Source organism: Kluyvera sp. STS39-E, assembly GCF_040932435.1.
Classification (GTDB): domain Bacteria; phylum Pseudomonadota; class Gammaproteobacteria; order Enterobacterales; family Enterobacteriaceae; genus Kluyvera.
In genome coordinates this window covers 19,455-42,375 of record NZ_JBFQGA010000011.1, presented here as the reverse complement: position 1 = coordinate 42,375, position 22,921 = coordinate 19,455, and the positions used below count along the sequence as shown (strand labels likewise).

The window sequence follows — 22,921 nt, the reverse complement described above, 5'->3', positions numbered from 1 at the left end:
ACTCCCTAAATATTACGGCGAATAATATTGCGTAATTCATCTATACGGATAAACAGTGAGTCAATTTCTTGCCGGTGGGTCTTACTTTTGGCATACACCGACAGCGCCCGGTTATAAATCAACATCAATGTTTTCTGTATTTCGCCATTACCCGGGTTACCCTGTAATTCACCTTCTAATCGGGATATTTCCTCCGCCAGCAGAAGTGACTGTTCATCGTAATCTTCCGACGGATTGTTTTGCTTTTTCCACAACGTTTTCAATGATTCAAACATAGCGAATCCCCTCCCTGATGAACAACAGGGTAACGAAATATCAAGTCATAAAGAGGCGTTTATTTAAATAAAGCGATCTTTTCCATTAATACATTGGCGACGGCATTATTGGCTGGAATTAAAAACTTCCGCACGCTGTCATTCACCTTACCTTTTTCGAATGCGGTTTTGCATTGGTCAACCCACTGCACGTTCATTTCCGTGCCGACGTTGACCTTGTTAATTCCCTCGGTCACCGCCTGACGCATATCGTCGTCACTCACGCCGGTTCCGCCGTGTAACACCAAAGGCACGCCGGTCGCCGCGCTAATCTCTTTAAGCCGCTGGTGCTGAATTTTCGCCTTACCGGTATACAGCCCATGCACCGTCCCGACCGAGACCGCCAGCATATCGACTAGAGTTTCGTCGACGAAGCGTTTGGCATCCTCTACCGTGGTGAAGGTGATATCCTCTACGGCAACGGCTTTGCCGTCTTCGGAACCGCCAATAGCGCCCAGTTCACCTTCCACCGTGATATTACGCGGGCGGGCCATTTCAACGACGATGCGTGTATTGCCGATATTCTCTTCCAAGCTGAGATGAGAGCCGTCATACATCACCGATGAAAATCCGGCATTCATCGCCGTTTCAATTGCGCTGATATCCGAGCAGTGATCCAGATGCAAGCAGGTTGGCACATTTTCACTTTCTGCCAGCGAACTCACCGCATCCACCAATAAACGATAGCCTAAATATTCCGCCGTCCCGGTGGAGATTTGAATCATTAACGGGCTATTACTCTGCTGCGCGGCTTTGAAAAAAGCGGGCAGCATTTCAATACAGTGCAAATTAAACGATCCGATGGCTTTAAAATTTCTTTGCTGGGCGATATTCAGAATATCGTTGAAGTTATACAGACTCATGAACGTTTTCCCCTTTCGGCTTAGTTGATTTACCGTTTACAAACCATGCCAGTGCGGCGACAAAGACAATAAACAACGCGACAAATAACCAGTTATTTTGGAAGGCGTGGCCTAATACCAGCCCAGAACTAATCACATCCGAATCGCTGAACGTCACGCCTGTAAAACCGTAACTTTCAAGCATCGGCACCAAAATGGCAGGCAGGAAAGTGATAAACAGCCCGTGCACCACGCCGCCGATCATCGCCCCGCGACGACCTCCCAGCGCATTTCCGAATACGCCTGCCGTGCCACCCGCAAAGAAGTTAGTCAGCAGGCCGGGCAGAATCATCGCCAAACCAAACATCGGGAAGACCAGCATGCCGATAATCGAACCCACCGTGGTCGCTAGGAAGCCGACAATCACCGCGTTCGGCGCATAAGGGAACAATACCGGGCAGTCCAGAGCTGGCTTGGCATCAGGAACAATACGCATTGCAATACCGCGAAACGCGGGCACTAACTCATTGAGCAGCAGTCGCACGCCGCTATAAAGGACGAAGACCCCGGCCACAAACTGGATGGATTGCATAAAGGCGTACATCAGGTAGTTAACGCCGTTAGAGAATTGGCCGATATACGCCGGGCCTGCCGCCAGCGCCGGGATGAGGTACATCGGCACCATCACTACCGCCATAGCGAGATAGGTATCCTGCAAAAACTTGAAATTATCCGGTAATTCAAGATCTTCTGTAGAGCGGGAGCCTTTACCGACCACTTTGGCGACAGCCGCCTGCACCAAGTAACCAATGGTGCAGAAGTGTCCCAGCGCAACGTCATCCGAGCCGGTAATGCGCCGCACCACCGGTTGCGCCAGGGCGGGCATCAGTACCGCCATCACGCCACCGAAGATCCCGCCGGTCAAAATCAGCGGCAGTCCGGTCAACCCGGCCTTATAGCCGATAACCGCACCGATAGTCGCCATCCACAGCAGCGCCTGCCCGGTCAGGAAGATATATTTCAGTGGCGTCAGCCGAGCGATGATGATGTTGACGGCAAAAATTACCAGCAGGGTCAGCGCCACCTCAGATCCCAACTCACGGTTGGCTAAACCGGCAATCGCCGCCACATCGGTAATGTAGCCCTTCATGCCAAAGCCCTGGGTGAAGATGTCATTCAGGAACGTTAGCGTCGCCACAATGATGTTGATGCCGGCCATCATGATTAAAAAACCGAGCAGGGTTTTAAATGTGCCCTCGGCCGTTTTACCCAGCGACTTTTTCTGTAAGATAAGCCCCAACATCGCAATAAAGGCGATGAGTATTGAAGCTTGGCCGAGCAAATCTTTGACGATAAACTCAACGAAACTATTCATAGTCGGCTACCTGTAAATTACGTTCATTTAAGAATGCGACAATTTTTTGTTCTATCTCATCTTTGTCCGTCAGCTTATTTAATATCACCACACGTTTTATTTCTTCTTCGCTGGCATCGGCTGTCAGAATATCGGCAAAAGTTTTTTGCGTCAGAATCATGTCAGATTTAAATGCCCCAGCCTCAGACACTGTGGTGTGTTCAATATGCGCAGGAATTTCCAGTTTTTTTAAAACGGCCTTCGCGGTCATTTCAATCGCAAAGCTTGAGCCGAGGCCGCAGCCACATACGCAGAGAATTTTCAGCATGTAGGGTCTCCTCAAATAATATTGAGTTGTTTGGCAAGTTTATAATAATGTCCGTCGGTATCAACCAGACGTTTTTTCATACTGACTAAATCAATCGGAATAGGTTTATTGCTTGAATTAATAATAACAGCTTTATTTTTCATACCAGACTGAATACAGCGGACCACTTCATTCGCCATAATCGTGCCTTGGTAAATTTCCTCGCAGGTCGGGTCGCCATTACGTAAGCCATAACCAATAATAGTTTTGCGAATACGTACACCAATACGCGGTTCGAGTTGCTTTATCATCGTATCAATAGCGCCCTGGAAGCCCGGTGAATACTCGCGGGTGTAGCCTTCTGAGCACAGAATAACGACGCTGTTCTGGCTGGCTAGTTTTTGCTTCACGCGTTCTGCCAAATTCTCCAGAGGGATCTGCGCTTCTGGAATCAGTGCGATATCAGCATTTGATTTTATCGCTGATTGCAACGTTAGCTCGCCGCAATACCCGCCCAAGATTTCCGCCATAAACACACGTCCGGGAAGCGCTCTGCCGGTATTTCTTAAGCGCGAAACCTCTTTGATAATTTGCTCACAGGCGGTTGAAAAACCAATTGTATAGTCACTGCCATAAACATCATTGTCGATCGTCATACCGACGCCAAAGCAGTTAATATCAAACTCGCTGAGTGTATTCAAAAATTGCAGACTGCCATCACCCCCAGCCATAATGAGTACGTCAATGCGTAACGATTTTATTTTTCGCGCAATGGTTTCATATTCACTTCGCTGTAAATTTCGCGCCGTGCGCCCGGAAGTAATAATTGGAATCGAAGAAATTGAAAAATCGACTAAGTCTGACCAAGAAACCTCTCGGTGATTTTTCTCTAATAAACCGGGTATGCCACCGTTAAATAGCGTGATCTGTGCGCCGGCGAGTCTTGCGACCTGAAATATAAAATTATTTATTCCGGAGACATCTCCGCCGCTAATGACAATACCGATTTTCATCTTCTGCCCTCACCTGTTTCCGTGAAAGCATTTTTCCCTGACTTCAAGGTCTCTATTTGCAACGAAGATCACATAATGGCGATAATTTAAGCCAGACCTAATATTGACAGGCATTAATAAGCAGTCATTTTTGTGATTTAAATCTCATTTATAAAATGAGATTTAAACGACATTTCTTAATTAAATACTTTAATTATCAGGAAGTTATTTTATGGATAAATATCCGCAAATAAACAAATGGTATTTAGGATTTATCGCTGTTTAGTGGAAATGCAAAAACGTGAGCATTAACACATATTTTTAGCTTAAGAAGGGAGAGATGCTTAGGGGAGGTTTGGGCAGAAACGAAAAAAGCGCCCCGAGGGCGCTCTTTCAACAGTTGCTTACCGCTTATTTGCTCAGTTCAGCGGTCATGTGCACGCGGTTACCGGCATAAGCCTGGGTTATTTTATAAGAGCTTGCACCAGCCTGTTCAGCTTGAGCGGCAATTTTCGCTTCTGCACCGTCGATGGTCGAAGCCGTTGCGGTCACGGTTTGTGCTGCGAAAGAACCGAAAGAAGTAGCCAGAGCGATAACTGCGACAAAAGTTTTGATGCTTTTCATGATATAAACCCTTTCACTTAGTTGTTTAGATAAGGCATGTCGCCTTGATGTGATAAATAATAGGTCACATCTTCATCAACTAAAAGCGGAAGGATTTGCTTAAATCGGTTAAAATAATTGAACAACAATCAACCACCAATTAAACGCTGCGGATGTGTATAAATCGTTGCCCGCCCCGGCTTGCAAAAGCCTACCAGCGTCAGGTTGCAGCGTTCAGCAACTTCGACTGCCAACGTCGTGGCGGCAGAGACAGCAAACAGAATTTCGACGCCGCACATGGCGGATTTCTGCACCATTTCATAGCTGGCACGACTGGAAACTAATGCCGCCCCCTCTTGCCACAGCGCCCCTTCTTTTGCCCGGTGCCCCAACAGTTTATCGAGCGCGACATGGCGACCGACATCTTCATGGCCACCCACCAGCTCGCCCGTTGGCATAATCCAGGCCGCCGCATGGGTACAGCCGGTTTCACGGCCAACCGGCTGGACATCGTCTAAGTGTCTTAGCGCACGATCGAGATAGGCCAGATCGAAGGTCTGGCTAAATGGAAGCGGTTTGATGGGTTTACCAATATCGTTAAGCTGTTCAACGCCACAAACGCCACAGCCCGTACGTCCGGCCAGCGCGCGACGGCGCTCTTTAAGCCCCATAAAGCGGCGGCTGGACAGCTCAATACGCACCTCCATCCCATTACAAGCAGGAACGACTTCCATCCCGAAAATTTCCCGGGGATGTTCAATAATTCCTTCCGATAATGAGAACCCGATGGCGAAGGCTTCCAGATCTTTCGGCGTCGCCATCATCACGACGTGGGAAATGCCGTTGTAGACCAAGGCAACGGGAACTTCTTCAGCAAGAATGTCCTGGGTAGGTTGCATAATCTGTGGCCTTCTGAAGACAGAACGCTCGGCCGCGCCAATCAGCTGCAACGAGGGTTTGACTTCATCTTTAAAATTAAACACGGCAAATACTCTGAACAACGTCGAAAAAGTGGGGTAGCTATTCCATCACAACATGAGGGAATTGAGGCTTATTATGGATCAAGTTTGTGGTGCAATAACGCTCAATTATGATTTTTTACTGTTATGTGGGAGAAAACACCTAGCAACCCAAAGTAACCCGTTATGGTTAAAGCCCTTAACAACGTCGTCAAAACCGACAAAAATCAGACTAAATTGCGATCAACATCGCAGTTCAATGTTAATGCGCGCAAATTCTATTCACCTGCCATTAACCGCATTGGAACAAGCCTACCGATAATGTGGTATTCTGAATCAAAGCCCTTTTGGAATTGAGGGCATAGCATGATTCAGTGCCTTTGCCACACCCCGGCGAAGAAAAACTACAAGCAATGACAATGTCGAAACAAGGAGCGATCCATGCAGGTCAGCAGAAGACAGTTCTTTAAGATCTGCGCTGGCGGTATGGCAGGAACCACGGCAGCAGCACTGGGCTTTGCCCCAGGCATCGCGCTCGCGGAAACACGGCAGTATAAATTGCTGCGTACTCGCGAAACCCGTAACACCTGCACTTACTGCTCTGTCGGTTGTGGGCTTTTAATGTATAGCCTCGGCGACGGCGCAAAAAACGCGAAAGCCTCGATTTTCCATATCGAAGGGGACCCGGATCACCCGGTCAACCGTGGCGCACTGTGTCCGAAAGGTGCAGGTCTGGTGGACTTTATCCACTCAGAAAGCCGTCTGAAATATCCAGAATACCGCGCACCAGGCTCCGATAAATGGCAGCAAATCAGTTGGGAAGAGGCGTTTGATCGCATCTCTAAACTGATGAAAGCCGACCGTGACGCCAACTTCATTGAAAAGAACGATGCTGGCACCACAGTCAACCGTTGGCTCTCCACCGGTATGCTGTGCGCCTCTGCATCCAGTAATGAAACCGGTTATTTAACCCAAAAATTCACTCGCGCGCTGGGTATGCTCGCGGTCGACAACCAGGCGCGTGTCTGACACGGACCAACGGTAGCAAGTCTTGCTCCAACATTTGGTCGCGGTGCGATGACCAACCACTGGGTCGACATGAAGAACGCCAACCTCATCGTAGTGATGGGGGGGAACGCGGCAGAAGCGCATCCGGTGGGATTCCGCTGGGCGATGGAAGCCAAAATCCACAATGGCGCGAAGCTGATTGTTATCGATCCCCGCTTTACGCGTACTGCGTCGGTGGCGGATTTCTACGCCCCTATTCGCTCAGGCACTGACATTACCTTCCTGTCAGGCGTCATGCTGTACCTGTTGAATAACGAAAAATTCAACCGCGAGTACACCGAGGCCTACACCAACGCTAGCCTGATCGTGCGCGAAGACTTTAGCTTCGACGATGGCCTGTTCAGCGGCTATGACCCGGAAGCCCGTAAGTACGATAAGACCTCGTGGAACTACGAGCTAGATGAGAACGGTCACGCTAAACGCGATACTACCCTCACCCATCCTCGCTGCGTCTGGAATCTGCTGAAACAGCATATTTCCCGCTACACGCCGGAGATGGTGGAGAATATTTGCGGTACGCCAAAAGCCGACTTCCTCAAAGTCTGTGAATACATCGCAGAGACCAGCGCGCACGACAAAACCGCCTCATTCCTTTATGCACTGGGCTGGACGCAGCACTCCATCGGTTCGCAGAACATCCGAACCATGGCAATGATTCAGCTGCTGCTCGGTAACATGGGTATGGCGGGCGGTGGCGTTAACGCTCTGCGCGGTCACTCTAATATTCAGGGTCTGACCGACCTTGGTCTGCTGTCACAAAGCCTACCGGGCTACATGACACTGCCAAGTGAGAAACAGGCTGACCTGCAGACCTACCTCACCGCCAACACACCAAAACCGCTGCTGGACGGCCAGGTTAACTACTGGGGCAACTACCCGAAATTCTTCGTCTCAATGATGAAGTCTTTCTACGGTGACAAAGCCACCGCCGACAACAGCTGGGGCTTTGACTGGCTGCCGAAGTGGGACAAAGGCTACGACGTGCTGCAGTACTTCGAGATGATGAACCAAGGTAAGGTCAACGGCTATATCTGCCAGGGCTTTAACCCGGTCGCCTCATTCCCGAACAAAAACAAGATTGTCGCTTCGCTGTCGAAACTGAAGTTCTTGGTGACTATTGACCCGCTCAATACCGAAACCTCGACCTTCTGGCAGAACCACGGTGAGTCGAACGATGTTGACCCATCAAAAATCCAGACCGAAGTGTTCCGTCTGCCATCAACCTGCTTCGCCGAGGAAAACGGTTCTATCGTCAACTCCGGTCGCTGGCTGCAGTGGCACTGGAAAGGCGCGGACGCCCCAGGGATTGCGAGAACCGACGGCGAGATCTTGGCTGGTATCTTCTTACGCCTGCGTAAGATGTACGCCGAAGAAGGCGGTCCGGTCCCTGAGCAGGTGCTGAACATGAGCTGGAACTACTCGACGCCAGAAGAACCGGCGTCCGAGGAAGTGGCGATGGAAAGCAACGGCAAAGCGCTGGCCGATATCATCGACCCAGCCACCGGCGCAGTTATCGTCAAGAAAGGCCAACAGCTTAGCTCGTTTGCCCAACTGCGCGATGACGGTACTACCGCCAGCGGTTGCTGGATCTTCGCCGGTAGCTGGACGCCGGACGGCAACCAGATGGCGCGTCGTGATAACGCCGACCCATCCGGCCTTGGTAACACGCTGGGCTGGGCTTGGGCATGGCCACTTAACCGCCGCATTCTGTATAACCGTGCTTCCGCAGACCCGCAGGGTAAACCGTGGGATCCGAAGCGCCAGCTCCTGAAGTGGGACGGCGCGAAATGGGGCGGCGTGGATATTCCTGACTACAGTGCCGCGGCACCGGGCAGTAACGTCGGGCCATTTATCATGCAGCCAGAAGGGATGGGACGCCTGTTCGCTCTCGATAAGATGGCAGAAGGACCGTTCCCAGAACACTACGAGCCGTTTGAAACACCGTTGGGCACCAACCCGCTGCACCCGAACGTTATCTCCAATCCTGCCGCCCGTATCTTTAAAGGCGACAAGGAAGCGTTGGGTACTGCAGATAAGTTCCCGTATGTCGGTACAACCTATCGTTTGACCGAGCACTTCCACTACTGGACCAAGCACGCGTTGCTTAACGCAATCGCCCAGCCAGAACAGTTTGTGGAGATCGGTGAAAAGCTGGCGAATAAGCTCGGCATCGGCCACGGCGACACCGTCAGAGTCTCCTCCAATCGCGGCTACATCAAGGCCAAAGCGGTGGTGACCAAGCGTATTCGCACGCTGAAAGTCGATGGTAAGGATATCGATACTATCGGTATTCCAATCCACTGGGGCTACGAGGGCGTGGCGAAAAAAGGCTTTATTGCCAATACGTTGACGCCTTTCGTCGGTGATGCGAATACGCAGACGCCGGAGTTTAAGTCCTTCCTCGTGAACGTGGAAAAGGTGTAACGGAGACGACCTATGGCTTATCAATCACAAGACATTATCCGTCGTTCCGCCACTAATGGTTTCACCCCCGCGCCACAGGCGCGGGATCACCAGGAAGAGGTGGCGAAGCTCATCGACGTGACGACCTGTATCGGCTGCAAAGCCTGTCAGGTCGCCTGTTCTGAGTGGAACGATATCCGCGATGAAATTGGCAGCAACGTTGGGGTGTATGACAACCCCGCCGATTTAACGGCCAAATCTTGGACGGTGATGCGTTTTTCAGAAGTGGAGCAGAACGACAAACTGGAGTGGCTCATCCGTAAGGATGGCTGCATGCACTGCGCTGACCCTGGCTGCCTGAAGGCATGTCCGGCGGAAGGGGCTATCATTCAGTATGCCAACGGCATTGTCGACTTCCAGTCTGAGCAATGTATCGGCTGCGGCTACTGCATTGCTGGCTGCCCGTTCAACGTGCCGCGACTGAACCCGGAAGACAACCGCGTCTACAAATGTACGCTGTGCGTCGACCGTGTGAACGTGGGGCAAGAACCGGCCTGCGTGAAAACGTGTCCGACCGGGGCCATCCACTTTGGCTCCAAAGAGGACATGAAAGTGCTGGCAGGCGAACGCGTAGCCGAGCTGAAAACCCGTGGTTACGACAATGCAGGTCTGTACGATCCGGCGGGCGTTGGCGGTACGCACGTAATGTACGTGCTCCATCATGCCGATAAGCCGAATCTGTACCACGGCCTGCCGGAGAACCCGGAAATCAGCGCCACCGTGAAATTCTGGAAAGGTGTCTGGAAACCGCTGGCGGCGATTGGCTTTGCCGCAACGTTCGCTGCGAGCATCTTCCATTACGTCGGCGTCGGTCCTAACCGCGCGGAAGAGGAAGACGACAATCTGCATGAGAAAGACGATGAGGTGCGCAAATGAAAAAACGTGACACCATCGTGCGCTACACGGCGCCGGAACGTATCAACCACTGGGTTACCGCCTTCTGCTTCATTCTGGCGGCGGTGAGCGGGCTGGGATTCTTCTTCCCGTCCTTCAACTGGCTGATGCAAATTATGGGAACCCCGCAACTGGCGCGAATTCTGCACCCGTTTGTCGGCGTCATCATGTTTGCCTCGTTTATCATCATGTTTTTCCGCTACTGGCACCACAACCTAATCAATCGGGATGATATCTTTTGGGCGAAGAATATTCGTAAGATCGTCGTCAACGAGGAAGTGGGTGATACCGGGCGATATAACTTCGGCCAGAAATGCGTATTCTGGGCGGCGATTATTTTCCTGGTGCTGCTGCTGGTGAGTGGAGTGATTATCTGGCGTCCGTACTTTGCGCCTGCTTTCTCAATCCCGGTGATCCGATTCGCGCTGATGCTGCATTCATTTGCCGCAGTAGCGTTAATTGTGGTTATCATGGTGCATATTTACGCCGCCCTTTGGGTGAAAGGCACTATTACCGCGATGGTGGAAGGATGGGTTACCAGCTCATGGGCGAAGAAACATCACCCGCGCTGGTACCGTGAGGTCCGCCAGAAACAGGAAAAGTCATCTGAATGAGTATCCGCATAATCCCGCAAGATGAGCTGGGTTCGAGCGAGAAACGCACGGCGGAAGTGATTCCGCCGCTACTATTCCCCAGACTCAAGAACCTCTACAACCGCCGCGCAGAACGCCTGCGCGAGCTGGCTGAAAATAATCCATTAGGCGATTATCTGCGCTTTGCGGCGCTTATCGCCCACGCGCAGGAGGTGGTGTTGTACGACCATCCGCTGCGCATGGATCTCGCCGCACGCCTGAAGGAAGCGAATGACCAAGGCAAACCGCCGCTGGATATTCACGTTCTACCACGCGACAAGCACTGGCAAACGCTGCTGCATTCCATGATTGCCGAACTGAAGCCTGAAATGAGTGGCCCGGCGTTGGCGGTTATCGAAAACCTAGAGAAAGCCTCTGCGCAGGAGCTGGAACTGATGGCCAGCGCGCTGTTCGTTGCCGATTTTGCTTCTGTTAGCAGCGACAAAGCGCCGTTTATCTGGGCCGCGCTGTCTCTTTACTGGGCACAAATGGCAAGCCTCATCCCAGGCAAAGCGCGAGCAGAATACGGCGAACAGCGCCAATTCTGCCCGGTCTGTGGTTCAATGCCCGTTTCCAGCGTAGTGCAAATCGGTACCACTCAGGGGCTACGCTATTTGCACTGCAACCTGTGTGAAACCGAATGGCACGTTGTGCGAGTGAAATGCAGCAACTGCGAACAGAGCCGCGACCTGAACTACTGGTCGCTGGACAACGAGCAGTCCGCCATTAAAGCCGAAAGCTGCGGTGACTGTGGGACTTACCTGAAGATTCTGTATCAGGAAAAAGACCCTAAAGTTGAAGCGGTCGCCGACGACCTCGCCTCACTGGTGCTGGACGCGCGGATGGAGCAAGAAGGGTTCGCCCGTAGCTCTATTAACCCGTTCCTGTTCCCGGGAGAGGGGGAGTAATTCCCCAGAAACCCGGCTGGCACATATGCTGCCGGGTTCTTCCTCAGTCGCTCAGCGCCTGCAAAACATTTCTAGGATCGTTAGCAATAGCGCGTAGCAGTGCTCTTGCAGGACCTGTTGGTGAGCGTCTGCCCTGCTCCCAGTTGCGTAGCGTATCTACACTAACGGAGATAAGCTCAGCAAAACGAGGCTGAGATAACCCCGATGCCTGTCGGATGGCCTTGATCTCCAGCGCATCAATGTGAAAGGTCCGTGAAGGCTCCCGGTCCCCTCCAATAATTTCGTTCATTTGAGCCATGCTTTGAGTGAGTCGCTCAAAAAGTGCCTTATCCATCTACCACCTCTCATTCAATACACGCAGAATCGCTTTTTCCTGTGGCGTGATATCGTCCTTAATGCCCTTTTGATAAATCAGCAATAAGCGAATCTCATATTTATGGCTCTGATAAAAATAGATAATGCGCACACCACCACGCTTTCCCTTGCCTCGCGCCCGCCAGCGAATTTTTCGCAGACCACCCGTATCCTGAATCAAATCACCGCAATCAGGATGCAGCGCCATGAATAGTTGCAGTCGGTGATACTCACTGTCATCCAGCAGTTTTCTAACATCTTCGGTAAAGAATTCCGTTTCTATAAATAGCATATTCAGTACGCCATTGGCTTATGTTAGTCCAATCAAACCATACGTCAATGGCGTATGATCAACATAACTTACCGTACTGAAATTAATCCGAAGAAACCAACAGTCTATTCGTTTTTGCGAGCCGCTATCCACAATCACCATCCCGCCCAATTTCCCCATTTTCATTCGCGATAAACCAGGTTATAAAACTGTATGTTTATACAGCAAAAAGGACATCATCATGGCATTGGAAAACGGCATTGCGCAGTTAGTTGCTGAGTTTATTGCAGCGGGTCGCCCTTCTTCGCGCGGACAGAATATTGATGACCGGAGAAAGGGCTACATTGCCAGCACGGCGCTGGCCGGTAAGAAAGAGATTCGCGTCAAATCCGAAGATGTTGTGCTGGAAGGGATGACATTTCGCGTCATTTCGCCGCTAAATGCTGCATCTTCGCTCCCGTGCATTATCTACTTTCATGGCGGCTGCTTTGTTAGCGGCGGGTTTATCACCCATGATAATCAACTGCGACAACTAGCTTGGCATAGTGGATGCCGGGTCATTGCGGTGCAATACCGACTGGCACCAGAACACTCTTTTCCTGCAGCCCATGATGATGCCGAACAAGGCGCAAACCTCATTCACAAATACGCGCAGCAGTTAGGTATTGACCCCCGGCGAGTGACGCTCATTGGGGACAGCGCTGGCGCTCATCTAGCGCTGGTAACGGCACTGCGACTGAAAGCTTCCGCCGCGTGGTGCCCCGCGAAACTCGTGCTGATTTATCCCATGCTTGATGCCACCGCCCAATTTGCAAGCTACATCAGCAATGGTCAGGACTACATCATAACCCGCGATACGCTACTCTCCGGCTTTGAGATGTACCTTCAGGAAAGCGACCGGATGCACCCGGAAGCCAGCCCACTCTGGCGAGAAGATTTTAACGGCCTACCGCCAGTACATATCATCACTGCCGAGTACGATCCGCTGCGGGATGAAGGGGAAGCGCTGTTTGGACGGTTAATCCAACAGGGCGTTTCATGCACCTGTCAGCGCTATCTTGGGGTTATTCATGGTTTCTTCCAGCTAGGCGGTGTAAGCCAGACGGCGCGGGAAGCTATGTGGGATGTGGCCCGACGGGCGGCGGGCCACTAAATCTATTAGGGTAGGGGCGATCCCTACTCCTCTTCGTTCCCGCCCTCTTCATACGAACCAAATGGTCGCGCAGGCAGCACAATGTAGGTCCCCTCAAACACGACGCCAGGAGTGTCATCACCGAACAGTTCAACCTGCATCTGCACACGCGCTTTGCGCCCTCGCGCCAGTCGGTCTAGGTCACCGCTAAGCGAGCCAAGGTCGGCGATGGCGGTGGGTTTACCGGTGATCGGTTTTCGGTATCGGATATGGGCATCGGCGAGAATAATGGTGCCGCCTAGGTGGCGCTCGCGTAGCATCAGCCAGATAAGTCCCCAGCCGGTGAGCGTTGCCAGTGAAAAGAGGCTGCCGGCAAACAGCGTGTGGTGTGGGTTCTGGTTGCCGGTTTCCGGCATGGTGGTAATAAATTTCTGCCCAGTGTACTGCTGAATGCGCACGCCCATTTTTTCACTGAGCGGAATATGATCATACCAAGCCTGCTGCAGCTGCGCGCACCAATCGCCACGGTGCAGTATATCGTCCAGCGAGGCAACGGGTTTAATCATCAGGAAATGGCGAACGGGGGTGGTCTGCGGGGCGGTGATCTCCCCTTCGTTCGTGAACCCTAGCTTGGAAAAGAACGGCACTGCGTCTTCACGTGCGCTACAGGTGACGCGTTTAACCCCTTCCTGGCGCGCGACGGATTCCAGCGTCATCGCGATAAGCGTCCCCAACCCTTTGTCCTGAACGTCAGGATGCACCGCCATAAAGCGGATGGAGGCTTCACTATCCGCGTTGATGTAAAGCCGCCCTACAGCGACCAGCTTTCCCTGTTCATCAACCACCATCTGATGGTGCGCCATGGCATCCCAGGCATCACGTTCGGAACCTTTGGGCTGATGCAGGGGTTTACGCAGCATTTCCCAGCGGAACTGGTAATACTGTTCTAACTCTTCTTCAGTCTGCGGTACTCGGAGATGGTACATAGTGGCACTCTCTTTTGTCGCCCACGTCCTAACGGGAAGCGTGGTCATACTTGTAACCAGAACGTCACGGGGCCGTCATTGACCAGCGACACCTGCATATCCGCTGCGAATCGTCCTGTTTGCGTGTTCATGTCCTGTTGGCGACAGCGTTGTACAAAATAGTCATAGAGCGCTTCAGCGCGATCGGGCGCAGCGCCTTTTGAGAAACCCGGACGCATACCGCGTTCGGTATCGGCCGCCAGCGTAAACTGCGAAACCACCAGTACGCTGCCACCAGCCTGTTGCACATTCAGGTTCATCTTACCGTCAGCATCGCTGAAGATGCGGTAGCCCAGCACGCGCTCGCACAGGCGATTCGCCTTCTGCTCGTCATCATCCTTCTCAACACCCAGCAATACCAGCAGCCCTAGGCCAATCTCTCCCGTCACTTCATCCGCCACGCTGACGCTCGCGCGGGTGACTCGCTGAATTAATGCAATCATGATTCTTCGGCTTCTTGTTGTTCTGTTTTCAATTTTCGGTATTCACCGAGAGTGACAGTTATTTCGGCACCTAGCAAGACGATGCACCAAGTCCAGTAGACCCAGACAAACAAAATAGGGATCACCGCCAGCACGCCATAAATAAGCTGGTAGGAGGGAAATGCGGTGATGTAGAGCGAGAACGCTTTCTTGCCAAGTTCGTGCAGCAAGGCAGCAATCAGAGCCCCAATAATGGCATCACGATTCGGCACGCTCGTGGTGGGCACGATGCTGTAGAGCATCCAGAACGACAGCCACGAAAGCAGCAGCGGGAACACACGCAGCAGATTATCGATAACGCCGTGCAGTTCGCTAGCCCAGCGTAAAGAGAGCAGATAGGAGCTGATTGCTAGACTCACACCGGCCAGAAGCGGCCCAAGAGTCAGGATCATCCAGTAAACGGCGAAAGAGTAAATCTTGGGCCGTGCCCGTTTACTCCGCCAGATAGTATTGAGCGCGCTGTCGATGGAATACATCAAAAGCAGCGCGGTAATAATTAGACCGCAGGCGCCAAAGGCGGTCATTCTGTTGGAGTTAGCAACAAACTGCTCAATATAGCGCTGAATAACATCCCCGGTAGCCGGTAGGAAGTTGGCAAACACGAAATGGCGAATCTGCAAACTCACTTCCGAAAACATAGGAAATGCCGCGAACAGGGCGAAAATCACCGCCACCAGCGGCACCAGAGAAAGCAACGACACATAGGCCAGGTTTCCCGCCAGCGTCGTCATATTATCTTCTTCGATACGCCGCCAGAGGAATTTACTCCACGCCACCAGCGGCCGGGTATGATGAATACATTTTTGATGAACGGTTTTTAACATAACGACTTCATAAAATAGTTGGGTAGGGTTTCTCTCCCGGTCACCAGCACGCTGGTGATCCCCAACTGGTTAGCTCCCTCTATATTATCGGCGTTATCGTCAAAAAAGACCGCATCTGCGGCAGAAAAACCTTCCAGTTCAAGGACGCGCTGATAAATTCTGGCCTCTGGTTTACGCATCCCCATCTCCTGAGACAGATAAACCTTGTCGGCAGCCGCATAGATTTGCGGATATTCATCCGGCCAGAATTCGGTGTGTAGCGCATTGGTGTTAGAGAGTACAACGACGCGATGTCCCTGCTCGCGTAGGGTCTTCATGATGTCGATAACTTCGGGACGTAAAGCAACAAACACCGCCTGCCAGCCGTGGGCAAACTGCTCGTAGCTGAGCGGCAGATCCATTTCATGGCACATCGCTTTGGCAAATTCTTCATCGGATATTTCACCGCGTTCATGCTGATGAAATACCTCACCCATTGCGAAACTCTGCTTCAATCGAGCCAGAGGAACACGCGCGAGATCGCTCCACGTTCCTAAAACACGGTTGAAATCAATGTCGACAATCACATTACCTAAATCAAAGATATAGAGCATTTTTGCCTCCGTTCACGCCGTGGAAAAGTAACTGTAGCGGGAAAGGCGGCGTTTGACTATGCGTTAGCAATCGCTTTAAACACTTATCTTAAATGGAGTTAGGTGGCACATCATGTTGATAAACCAGAGCCGCATAACATCAGCGGCTCCAGGCATTTAAACTTCGAGGGTGAATCGCCAGCACGTTTCTATTACCAGAGGATGATCCTTTTTGACGTACTGTGGTGCCTTATTGATTGCATTTGGTGCCTGAGAAAGAGGATTGACGCAGGTCGCATCAGGTTGCTTATCAAAAACAACCAAACTGCGTGCCGCCGATGTCATCGACATGCTTAATAATCCCGGCCAACGCAGGCTAACATTCACTCCCGAAACGAAGCCAAAGCAGTCGTCCCATGGGCCAAGCTGTGGCGCGATTTGCTTCCCCGTTGGCAGCTCATTATCGCCCGCCTCTTCCTGCCAGTCGGCATGGAAAAGGACTTGGAGTGTCTGCTCATCTGCTTGGCCATTAAGATTTTTTGTAAACCACGGGTGCCAACCCATCGACGCCGGAAATGCTTCGGACTCGGAGCACACTTCAAGCCGAAGAATCAGCGCATCCTCTTCCAGAGTAAGCGTTTGGTAAACGTCGCCCTGCCAGGGCCATGGTGAGCCAAGCGCCATCCGCAGCCGTAATCTGTCGGTTGTCTGGTCGACAATTTCCCATGACGAATAGCAGGCCATTCCATGCAGCGCATGCGGTGGTTTATTGGCGGGCAACGTGTAACGTTGCTCACCAACATTCAGCGTCGCATACCCCAACCGGCCAGCCCAGGGAACCATGGGGAAACAGCCATACTGGAAGGCTTTTCTTTGTGGTTCCCACTGTCGCAAAACTTCATAACCAAATGCGTTTAATGACGTAATCCGCGCACCATCTCGCGGGTAAACCTGGAGACTAACATTCCCTTTTTTCAGCGAAACAACATCACCGAGTGGCCCCGGCCATGGTGCATCAAAAGCTTGCTGTAACGCTTGTTGGTGTTGGTTATTCCATTCAGTTTTCATGTGAGTGTTCCCTACTAAAGCGGTAAGACGTGGATCGTTTATTCACATCTTGTGTATTTTGTGAGTGCGGCTTAATTAGCCAGACACAGATAAAAGAGAGGGTAGAAATCGCGAACAAAAACAGGGCGACGTACCACGGTTCGCCGTCGCCTAATGCCAGCAAACTGGATGCGATAAGGGGGCTCATCCCTCCCAGAATGGCAGAGAATTGATAGGCAAATGAGAGGCCGGTATAACGAACGCGGGTGCCAAACATATGGGTAAACAGCGTTGGCTGCACGGCAAACATCATGGTTGGGCCTAAGTTATAGCCCAGAATCATGCTGCACCAGATAATGAGCGTGCTTTTCGTACCCAGTAGAAGGAAAAAGGGAAAGGCAAACAAAACGCAAAACCCTGCTCCAAGCAGGTACATTTTCCTCTGCCCAACACGGTCAGAAATCCACCCAACCAGAGGGCAACACACGATGCCAATAGCCGACGCGATAAGCATACCGGTTAATGGAATATCCCTTGATAGTGCCAGTTGGCTAGAGATGTAGACAATACCGAAAGCATTAATGATGTTTGACGACACGCTTTCCGCGAGCCTAGCCCCGAGTGCCAGCAGGATATTACGCGGATGCTTACGGAATAGTTCGATAAGCGGTGGCGCCGTTTTTTCGTGCGATGCCGCCACTTGCTGCTTTTTAAAATCCAGCGTTTCTTCCGTATGCAGTCGAATGAACATCCCCACGGCCAGCATCACCGCAGATAGCCAGAACGGAATACGCCATCCCCAGGAGAGAAACTGTTCCTGAGTCAGGAAATGGTTACAGAGCGCAAACACCCCCGTCGCCAGCATGATGCCCACCGATGCCGCAGTCTGCGGTAATGAGCCCAAAAATCCACGCTTCTCCTGAGGCGCAGACTCAATGGTCATTAACGCGGCTCCCCCATATTCTCCACCTAGGCCAAAGCCCTGAATGAGGCGCAGAATCATCAGCGTGATAGGAGCCCAGATACCAATATCCTGATATGTCGGGATAAATCCGATTAAAAACGTTGAGACGCCAACGATACCCAGCGTCCAGATGAGCGTAATTTTTCGTCCCACTTTATCGCCGAAGTGCCCAAAAACAATTCCCCCCAATGGGCGGGTTAAGAACCCGACACCGAAGGTGGCAAATGCGGCGATCAAACCAATGAAGGGATCGCTATCAGGGAAAAACAGAGGCGCAAAAACCAGCCCGGCTGCCGTACCAAAAATAAAAAAGTCGTACCATTCCATCAGCGCGCCGGCAAAACTGCCCATGACAACGCGCCTCATGGCTTTGCCGGATAGCCCTTCTCTTGATGCCTGTAATTTTTCAGCCATAATTTTCCTCTCCGGGTCGGCGAGAAATCTGCGGAACACGCCGCATCAGCAGAGTGTTCCTTTTGTGGTGTATGTGTCGACGTAGTCGGCGCATACAGCCCTATTTCTCAAGCTCAGCCAATACCTCAGCGTCTTCGGCATCAACATTTGCGCCAAGCGGTTCCCACTTAATCAATACGCACGTCAGGAATCCAAGGAAGGGCACAATCGCCAGCCAATAGAATGCGTCTGTCTTTAGCGCCCCCCACAGCATTGGCCAGAAAATTAACCCGGCGATTGCACCTGTGCGCATAATTGCACGCGCAAAGCCAACACCTGTCGGGCGAATCGTCGGCGGATACGAAAGGGTGGCAATTGTCATCCCTAACCCGCCGGGTCCCGCTGAATGGAAGAAAATAATGGCCCCCAGCAGCCCCAAAGAAAGCCATGGGTTTGTGGTTGCCAGTGTTCCAAGGGCCAGCAGTGCAATCGTCACGACGGCAAATCCATACATTGACTGCAGACGCGTTCCTAGACGCTGGAGAATAAGAGAACCGATCATTCCGCCGGTAATACCGCAAAGGGCGTTAACAACGGCAGATCCAGAAAGCGCACCGGTCAGCCCACCGCTGAGTATTCCAGCAAGCGTCAGCGGCAGATAAACGCCCACTGCGTTGTATTGCCAGGCCTGCATCGTCGCCACAACGCAGCCGAGGATAGTGCGTTTGCGATAGCGCGAGTTGAACAAGATGCCGTAGCCACCGTGAAATTTGTTTTCCGCTTTATCAGATGACTGGCTTTGGGTACCAGAAGGGGCAGCAACGCGAGCATGGACGCCATAGCGTTTGGCAAGAATGCCGCAAGCCTCTTCATAACGCCCTACACGCGCAGCCCACATTGCGGACTCGCCAATAAAGAAGTAGCGGAGAATCATGATGATAACGGCGAAAATTGCACCAATAAAAATGCCATAACGCCAAAGCTGTTCCTCGGCAACGCCCGAAAGAAGCAGCGGGAGCAAAACGAGATAAACTACGGTAGTTGAGACATACCATGCCATTTGCCAAAGATTCACCGACGAGCCGGTTTTCTTCGAGGATGAGCCGCGAAGTTCCGCCACGGCGTTGGTCGCCAAAGGAAAATCAATCCCTAGGCCAAATCCCATGATTACGCGGCACACCAGCACCCACCAAATGTTAGGCGCAATGGCGACAGCGGCGGCACCTATCGTGCACAGCCCCATTCCGATAATAAATGCCCGTTTTTGACCAAATCGATTAATAACACGGTTAGCTAATAATCCGCCAATAAGTGCAGCCACTAAAACCGAGGCGTTAACCGTGGCCGCAAGCCCCGGTGAGATCCCGAACTGAGCGGCAATATATTTATTACCGAACCCCACCATTGCGGCCTGATAAGCATCGATAAGAATGCCACCCAGAGCGATAAAAATAACGCCTACGCTGGTATTTACAGCTGAGTTTTTATTAACAATATCAATCACGTCCTGAGGACGGCTGATTGAATAAGGTGTAGGACTGGTGATTTGACTCATCGCAGTATCCTTTTATCATTGTTGTAGGGTGGCGCTGCCGTTATGCAGCGCCAAGCAGAGGGTTACACCATCACTCTTGTGCAAATTGCAGCATGACTTTTATTGAGTCATTTTGCTGCGCACGCTCGAATGCTTTTGCTGCATCGTCGACCGGGAATAAATCCGTCACCAGCTCACGGGTATCAAACCGCCCATCCGCCAGCCACTCGATTACCGCGTCAAAATCTTCCGGGATATACATACCGGAGTTCAGCAAATCACGTTCGAAGCGTTGCATCATCGGCAGCGGTATTTCACGAGGGCCGCTCGGCACACCCATGCAGACAATCGTCCCACCGGCATAAACGCGAGTGCAGGCGTCGTTCAGCGTGGCCTGTGCGGCAACGACATCAATCGCCCCGGTGAAACGAACTTGCGGATCGAGTTCACCCGGTGCCCAAACTTCCACCGCCCCAAGTTTCAACGCCAACGCGCGCTTCGCAGCATCAGGTTCAATCACGGTAATTTTCCCCGCTCCCATAATCCGCAATGCCTGAACAATGGATAAGCCAATCGTTCCTGCTCCAATAACCAATACGCTCTCCAAAGAGGCTGTCGGCATACGGTTAACACAATGGCGAGCACAGGCTGCAGGTTCAGCGAAAGCCAACACTTTCAGGGGCAGAGAGGACGGCGCAATATGGCAATTACGTGCTGGAACGATATGCTGCGAACGAGCGAATCCAGGCGCGCGGAAGCCTGCGACCTGAGGAGGCTCGCAGAGATTAAAGCGGCCTGCTTTGCAGGCACGACACTCCATGCAGGCCATAATCGGGTCAACCACGACGTGATCGCCGGGCTTAATGTCCGTCACATCACTCCCGACTTCCGTCACGCGCGCCGCAATTTCATGCCCCGGTACAACAGGGGGCTTAGCAAACGGATGACCCCCTTTTAATACATGTAAATCTGAACCGCAGATTCCGTAGAACACCGGGGTAATACGAACTTCATGAGGCTTAAGGTCCTGGTGCGGCTGTTCAACGTACTGGGTTGTTACTTTTCCAATATCGGAAAATAAAACTTGGGTGATCTTATCCATGGTTCTTCTCCAGAGTCGTTAAGCACGAATTAGCGTTGAGAAATCCCTTCATCTACGATTTCGGCCAAACGCTGTAGACGCTGAACAGAAACATCACGCAGCATGGTTTGTGGATCCTGCGCACCAATGACCGAAGCCCATACCGCGCGTCCTGCAAGGAATCCAGAAGCCCCCCCTTTCATGGCAATTCGTACGGCCCGTCCAAAAACGTCCGCATCAACGCCAGAGGAGAGAATTACCCATGGCATTTTCATTTGGTCGTTCAGCTTCTGGCAGGCAACGAGTAATGACTTCTCGTCGCCTTTGCCACCTAATGGCATTTCGGCTTTATACAGGTCTGCACCGGTATCACCGAGTTCAGCAGCGGCAGCAACAATGGCCTTTTCCTTGTCAAATTCCCAGCCACGACGCGGCGGACGAACAACGGGTTCGATAATGCTGACAAGACCGGCGCTACGACAACGCTGAACAAAATCCTCCACCATTGTCAGTCGGGTTTCCGCTGGCTCATCCTCGCGCCAGAGTACCAGTAGTTTCATCGCTTTTGCGCCCATCTGGCGGGCTTTGTGAGGGTCAATAGCTTTATCAATCTCAACGCTATCAACCGGGATGCCATTACCTGGAACAAAATGATCGGCAGCCACAATCAGGCCGCATGAATCGGCTACTGCCCGTTGAGCCACGATTTGATCGAGGCAGAATTGTTTATCTGCCAAAACGGCGGAAGCGTAAGGAGACAGAATTTGGGTCGCCGCGACTTTAAAATCAGTTAGAACGCTATCGGCAACAGGCTTCGGATGCCCGGATGCGGCAAACATCAAACGCATCGCTTCACGTTGATCGACTGCCAACATGGCAAATCCGCCATCAGGACGTGAAATATCTTTCAGCGAGTACGGATTATTGTGGGAAGACATAGTAACTCCTGTGAACATGTAATTTTTAAAGTGAGTCTGGTCGGCCAGCCTGCTGACGAACCTGTGATAACAGCGCGCTCCAGTCCTGACGGCCTCTGCCGTTCTCGCTAGCTCTGGAGTAGTAGGCTTCTGCCGCAATCCCCATATTGAGAGGTGCGCCCGTCTGGTGGGCGACATCGACGGCGATACGCAGATCTTTTAAGGCCAGGTCCACCATAAAAGCCGGGGAGAGATCGCCCTTGAGCACCTTATTAGGCCAAGTAGTTGTAAAGTGCCCCTTACCCGCCGCCGTACCGCTCATCACCTTGATGGCCACATCAAGGCTCAGTCCCAGCGATTCGCAAAGCACAGCCGCTTCCGCTGACAATGCATTCAGCGCAATACTCATATAGTTGTTAATGAGCTTTACGCGGATACCCATACCTGGGCCACCGGCTTCCACCAGCTCATTACCCATGCACATCAAAACAGGCCGCGCACGTGCAACCTGTTCTGGCATACCGCCAGCAAGAATGAGCAAGGTCCCGTCAATAGCATTTACGGATGTTCGGCCTACCGGCGCATCCATCATGCTGAAGCCCTTCTCGTTCATCTCATCAATCAGTGCATCGGTCTGTAGCGGGTGGATAGTCGACATATCAATAAGTAATGCATCGCGGGACAGGGTTTCACTCACCCCGTTGTCACCTAAAAGCACTTGCCGAACGATGTCGCCATTTGGCAGCATCGTGATGACAAAGTCGGCGCCCTTAGCCGCTTCAGCTGGCGTGTGGGTAGCCAGCGCGCCTTTTTGGACTAACGCATTGACGGCTTGCTGATTCACATCGAACACGCGCAAAACATGCCCTTTATCCAACAGATTATTGGCCATTGGGCTGCCCATCTGACCCAATCCCAAAAATGCAATCGTTGTCATGAACGGTCTCCTGTCTCAGGTTGACAAAATAATTACAATCAAAAACTCGTTT

24 protein-coding genes are annotated in these 22,921 nt (G+C 51.9%); 5 read left to right on the top strand and 19 right to left on the bottom strand.

Annotation, left to right across the window (positions count from 1 at the left end; genetic code table 11):
* Positions 1-5 precede the first annotated feature (5 nt).
* The 7 genes from AB4K05_RS21215 to fdhD all read right to left on the bottom strand — a co-directional run bounded on the left by AB4K05_RS21215 (position 6) and on the right by fdhD (position 5,311).
* Entirely contained in the window at positions 6-275 is a 270-nt protein-coding gene (locus AB4K05_RS21215; protein WP_368481812.1) for a hypothetical protein, read from the bottom strand.
* Positions 276-334: 59 nt separating this feature from the next.
* Complete coding sequence (locus AB4K05_RS21210; protein WP_368481811.1) at positions 335-1,177, bottom strand: ketose-bisphosphate aldolase; 843 nt, start codon at positions 1,175-1,177, stop codon at positions 335-337.
* On the bottom strand, positions 1,164-2,531 hold the full coding sequence (locus tag AB4K05_RS21205) for a PTS sugar transporter subunit IIC (protein WP_368481810.1): 1,368 nt from the start codon (positions 2,529-2,531) through the stop codon (positions 1,164-1,166). Before AB4K05_RS21205 ends, AB4K05_RS21210 begins: the two co-directional genes overlap by 14 nt.
* Entirely contained in the window at positions 2,524-2,838 is a 315-nt protein-coding gene (locus tag AB4K05_RS21200; RefSeq protein ID WP_185668838.1) for a PTS sugar transporter subunit IIB, read from the bottom strand. The genes AB4K05_RS21205 and AB4K05_RS21200 overlap by 8 nt, the downstream gene beginning before the upstream one ends.
* Positions 2,839-2,849: 11 nt before the next feature.
* The gene (locus AB4K05_RS21195) at positions 2,850-3,830 is read right to left on the bottom strand and encodes a 6-phosphofructokinase (protein ID WP_368481809.1); all 981 of its coding nucleotides are present in this window, start codon (positions 3,828-3,830) and stop codon (positions 2,850-2,852) included.
* 390 nt (positions 3,831-4,220) lie between these two features.
* Positions 4,221-4,433 (bottom strand): DUF1471 domain-containing protein, encoded by a 213-nt coding sequence (locus AB4K05_RS21190; RefSeq protein ID WP_061284815.1) that lies wholly within the window; start codon positions 4,431-4,433, stop codon positions 4,221-4,223.
* 128 nt (positions 4,434-4,561) lie between these two features.
* On the bottom strand, positions 4,562-5,311 hold the full coding sequence (gene fdhD / locus AB4K05_RS21185) for a formate dehydrogenase accessory sulfurtransferase FdhD (RefSeq protein WP_368481808.1): 750 nt from the start codon (positions 5,309-5,311) through the stop codon (positions 4,562-4,564).
* Positions 5,312-5,812: 501 nt separating this feature from the next.
* Between fdhD and fdnG the strand changes: the two genes are divergently transcribed.
* Genes fdnG through fdhE form a run of 4 tightly spaced genes read left to right on the top strand, consistent with a single transcriptional unit; the run spans position 5,813 to position 11,336 of the window.
* Positions 5,813-8,863 (top strand): formate dehydrogenase-N subunit alpha, encoded by a 3,051-nt coding sequence (gene fdnG / locus AB4K05_RS21180; protein ID WP_368481807.1) that lies wholly within the window; start codon positions 5,813-5,815, stop codon positions 8,861-8,863.
* Positions 8,864-8,875: 12 nt separating this feature from the next.
* Positions 8,876-9,778, top strand: coding sequence for a formate dehydrogenase subunit beta (gene fdxH, locus AB4K05_RS21175; RefSeq protein ID WP_368481806.1), 903 nt, complete (start codon positions 8,876-8,878; stop codon positions 9,776-9,778).
* A complete protein-coding gene (fdoI, locus tag AB4K05_RS21170; RefSeq protein ID WP_052284185.1) occupies positions 9,775-10,410 on the top strand; it encodes a formate dehydrogenase cytochrome b556 subunit in 636 nt (211 codons plus the stop codon). Before fdxH ends, fdoI begins: the two co-directional genes overlap by 4 nt.
* Complete coding sequence (gene fdhE, locus AB4K05_RS21165) at positions 10,407-11,336, top strand: formate dehydrogenase accessory protein FdhE (RefSeq protein ID WP_368481805.1); 930 nt, start codon at positions 10,407-10,409, stop codon at positions 11,334-11,336. Before fdoI ends, fdhE begins: the two co-directional genes overlap by 4 nt.
* 43 nt (positions 11,337-11,379) lie before the next feature.
* Here the strand turns inward: fdhE and AB4K05_RS21160 are convergent, their stop codons facing one another.
* Together AB4K05_RS21160 and AB4K05_RS21155 are read right to left on the bottom strand one after the other, a co-directional pair.
* Positions 11,380-11,670 (bottom strand): helix-turn-helix domain-containing protein, encoded by a 291-nt coding sequence (locus AB4K05_RS21160; protein ID WP_368481804.1) that lies wholly within the window; start codon positions 11,668-11,670, stop codon positions 11,380-11,382.
* Positions 11,671-11,982 carry a type II toxin-antitoxin system RelE/ParE family toxin gene (locus AB4K05_RS21155; protein WP_368481803.1) on the bottom strand — a complete coding sequence of 104 codons (312 nt, stop codon included), beginning with the start codon at positions 11,980-11,982 and terminating at the stop codon, positions 11,671-11,673.
* Positions 11,983-12,202: 220 nt separating this feature from the next.
* Here AB4K05_RS21155 and AB4K05_RS21150 point away from each other — a divergent pair, with 220 nt between their 5' ends.
* On the top strand, positions 12,203-13,114 hold the full coding sequence (locus AB4K05_RS21150) for an alpha/beta hydrolase (protein ID WP_368481802.1): 912 nt from the start codon (positions 12,203-12,205) through the stop codon (positions 13,112-13,114).
* Positions 13,115-13,137: 23 nt separating this feature from the next.
* On the opposite strand, the gene fabY is transcribed toward AB4K05_RS21150, so the two are convergent.
* The 10 genes from fabY to yihU all read right to left on the bottom strand — a co-directional run bounded on the left by fabY (position 13,138) and on the right by yihU (position 22,869).
* On the bottom strand, positions 13,138-14,079 hold the full coding sequence (gene fabY, locus AB4K05_RS21145) for a fatty acid biosynthesis protein FabY (RefSeq protein ID WP_368481801.1): 942 nt from the start codon (positions 14,077-14,079) through the stop codon (positions 13,138-13,140).
* Positions 14,080-14,123: 44 nt separating this feature from the next.
* The gene (gene dtd / locus AB4K05_RS21140; protein ID WP_185668851.1) at positions 14,124-14,561 is read right to left on the bottom strand and encodes a D-aminoacyl-tRNA deacylase; all 438 of its coding nucleotides are present in this window, start codon (positions 14,559-14,561) and stop codon (positions 14,124-14,126) included.
* Positions 14,558-15,424, bottom strand: a complete 867-nt coding sequence (locus AB4K05_RS21135; RefSeq protein ID WP_368481800.1) for a virulence factor BrkB family protein — start codon at positions 15,422-15,424, stop codon at positions 14,558-14,560. Before AB4K05_RS21135 ends, dtd begins: the two co-directional genes overlap by 4 nt.
* Complete coding sequence (yihX, locus tag AB4K05_RS21130; protein ID WP_368481799.1) at positions 15,418-16,017, bottom strand: glucose-1-phosphatase; 600 nt, start codon at positions 16,015-16,017, stop codon at positions 15,418-15,420. Before yihX ends, AB4K05_RS21135 begins: the two co-directional genes overlap by 7 nt.
* A gap of 156 nt (positions 16,018-16,173) precedes the next feature.
* Entirely contained in the window at positions 16,174-17,064 is an 891-nt protein-coding gene (locus tag AB4K05_RS21125; RefSeq protein WP_368481798.1) for an aldose 1-epimerase, read from the bottom strand.
* The gene (locus tag AB4K05_RS21120) at positions 17,054-18,421 is read right to left on the bottom strand and encodes an MFS transporter (RefSeq protein WP_368481797.1); all 1,368 of its coding nucleotides are present in this window, start codon (positions 18,419-18,421) and stop codon (positions 17,054-17,056) included. The genes AB4K05_RS21125 and AB4K05_RS21120 overlap by 11 nt, the downstream gene beginning before the upstream one ends.
* 100 nt (positions 18,422-18,521) lie before the next feature.
* Positions 18,522-19,955 (bottom strand): MFS transporter, encoded by a 1,434-nt coding sequence (locus AB4K05_RS21115; protein WP_368481796.1) that lies wholly within the window; start codon positions 19,953-19,955, stop codon positions 18,522-18,524.
* 70 nt (positions 19,956-20,025) lie between these two features.
* The gene (locus tag AB4K05_RS21110) at positions 20,026-21,036 is read right to left on the bottom strand and encodes a zinc-binding dehydrogenase (RefSeq protein WP_368481795.1); all 1,011 of its coding nucleotides are present in this window, start codon (positions 21,034-21,036) and stop codon (positions 20,026-20,028) included.
* 29 nt (positions 21,037-21,065) lie between these two features.
* Positions 21,066-21,953 carry an aldolase gene (locus tag AB4K05_RS21105; protein WP_368481794.1) on the bottom strand — a complete coding sequence of 296 codons (888 nt, stop codon included), beginning with the start codon at positions 21,951-21,953 and terminating at the stop codon, positions 21,066-21,068.
* Between the two features lie 25 nt (positions 21,954-21,978).
* On the bottom strand, positions 21,979-22,869 hold the full coding sequence (gene yihU, locus AB4K05_RS21100) for a sulfolactaldehyde 3-reductase (protein WP_368481793.1): 891 nt from the start codon (positions 22,867-22,869) through the stop codon (positions 21,979-21,981).
* Positions 22,870-22,921 lie beyond the last annotated feature (52 nt).

What these genes read in the sequence shown, in the direction of transcription:
- AB4K05_RS21115 (WP_368481796.1), bottom strand. Translation starts at nt 19,955, where the DNA reads ATGAGTCAAATCACCAGTCCTACACCTTATTCAATCAGCCGTCCTCAG.
- AB4K05_RS21125 (WP_368481798.1), bottom strand. Translation starts at nt 17,064, where the DNA reads ATGAAAACTGAATGGAATAACCAACACCAACAAGCGTTACAGCAAGCT.
- AB4K05_RS21200 (WP_185668838.1), bottom strand. Translation starts at nt 2,838, where the DNA reads ATGCTGAAAATTCTCTGCGTATGTGGCTGCGGCCTCGGCTCAAGCTTT.
- fdoI (WP_052284185.1), top strand. Translation starts at nt 9,775, where the DNA reads ATGAAAAAACGTGACACCATCGTGCGCTACACGGCGCCGGAACGTATC.
- dtd (WP_185668851.1), bottom strand. Translation starts at nt 14,561, where the DNA reads ATGATTGCATTAATTCAGCGAGTCACCCGCGCGAGCGTCAGCGTGGCG.
- AB4K05_RS21210 (WP_368481811.1), bottom strand. Translation starts at nt 1,177, where the DNA reads ATGAGTCTGTATAACTTCAACGATATTCTGAATATCGCCCAGCAAAGA.
- fabY (WP_368481801.1), bottom strand. Translation starts at nt 14,079, where the DNA reads ATGTACCATCTCCGAGTACCGCAGACTGAAGAAGAGTTAGAACAGTAT.
- AB4K05_RS21155 (WP_368481803.1), bottom strand. Translation starts at nt 11,982, where the DNA reads ATGCTATTTATAGAAACGGAATTCTTTACCGAAGATGTTAGAAAACTG.
- AB4K05_RS21135 (WP_368481800.1), bottom strand. Translation starts at nt 15,424, where the DNA reads ATGTTAAAAACCGTTCATCAAAAATGTATTCATCATACCCGGCCGCTG.
- AB4K05_RS21150 (WP_368481802.1), top strand. Translation starts at nt 12,203, where the DNA reads ATGGCATTGGAAAACGGCATTGCGCAGTTAGTTGCTGAGTTTATTGCA.
- AB4K05_RS21105 (WP_368481794.1), bottom strand. Translation starts at nt 21,953, where the DNA reads ATGTCTTCCCACAATAATCCGTACTCGCTGAAAGATATTTCACGTCCT.
- fdhD (WP_368481808.1), bottom strand. Translation starts at nt 5,311, where the DNA reads ATGCAACCTACCCAGGACATTCTTGCTGAAGAAGTTCCCGTTGCCTTG.
- fdhE (WP_368481805.1), top strand. Translation starts at nt 10,407, where the DNA reads ATGAGTATCCGCATAATCCCGCAAGATGAGCTGGGTTCGAGCGAGAAA.
- yihX (WP_368481799.1), bottom strand. Translation starts at nt 16,017, where the DNA reads ATGCTCTATATCTTTGATTTAGGTAATGTGATTGTCGACATTGATTTC.
- AB4K05_RS21205 (WP_368481810.1), bottom strand. Translation starts at nt 2,531, where the DNA reads ATGAATAGTTTCGTTGAGTTTATCGTCAAAGATTTGCTCGGCCAAGCT.
- AB4K05_RS21215 (WP_368481812.1), bottom strand. Translation starts at nt 275, where the DNA reads ATGTTTGAATCATTGAAAACGTTGTGGAAAAAGCAAAACAATCCGTCG.
- fdxH (WP_368481806.1), top strand. Translation starts at nt 8,876, where the DNA reads ATGGCTTATCAATCACAAGACATTATCCGTCGTTCCGCCACTAATGGT.
- AB4K05_RS21195 (WP_368481809.1), bottom strand. Translation starts at nt 3,830, where the DNA reads ATGAAAATCGGTATTGTCATTAGCGGCGGAGATGTCTCCGGAATAAAT.
- AB4K05_RS21120 (WP_368481797.1), bottom strand. Translation starts at nt 18,421, where the DNA reads ATGGCTGAAAAATTACAGGCATCAAGAGAAGGGCTATCCGGCAAAGCC.
- yihU (WP_368481793.1), bottom strand. Translation starts at nt 22,869, where the DNA reads ATGACAACGATTGCATTTTTGGGATTGGGTCAGATGGGCAGCCCAATG.
- AB4K05_RS21190 (WP_061284815.1), bottom strand. Translation starts at nt 4,433, where the DNA reads ATGAAAAGCATCAAAACTTTTGTCGCAGTTATCGCTCTGGCTACTTCT.
- AB4K05_RS21110 (WP_368481795.1), bottom strand. Translation starts at nt 21,036, where the DNA reads ATGGATAAGATCACCCAAGTTTTATTTTCCGATATTGGAAAAGTAACA.
- AB4K05_RS21160 (WP_368481804.1), bottom strand. Translation starts at nt 11,670, where the DNA reads ATGGATAAGGCACTTTTTGAGCGACTCACTCAAAGCATGGCTCAAATG.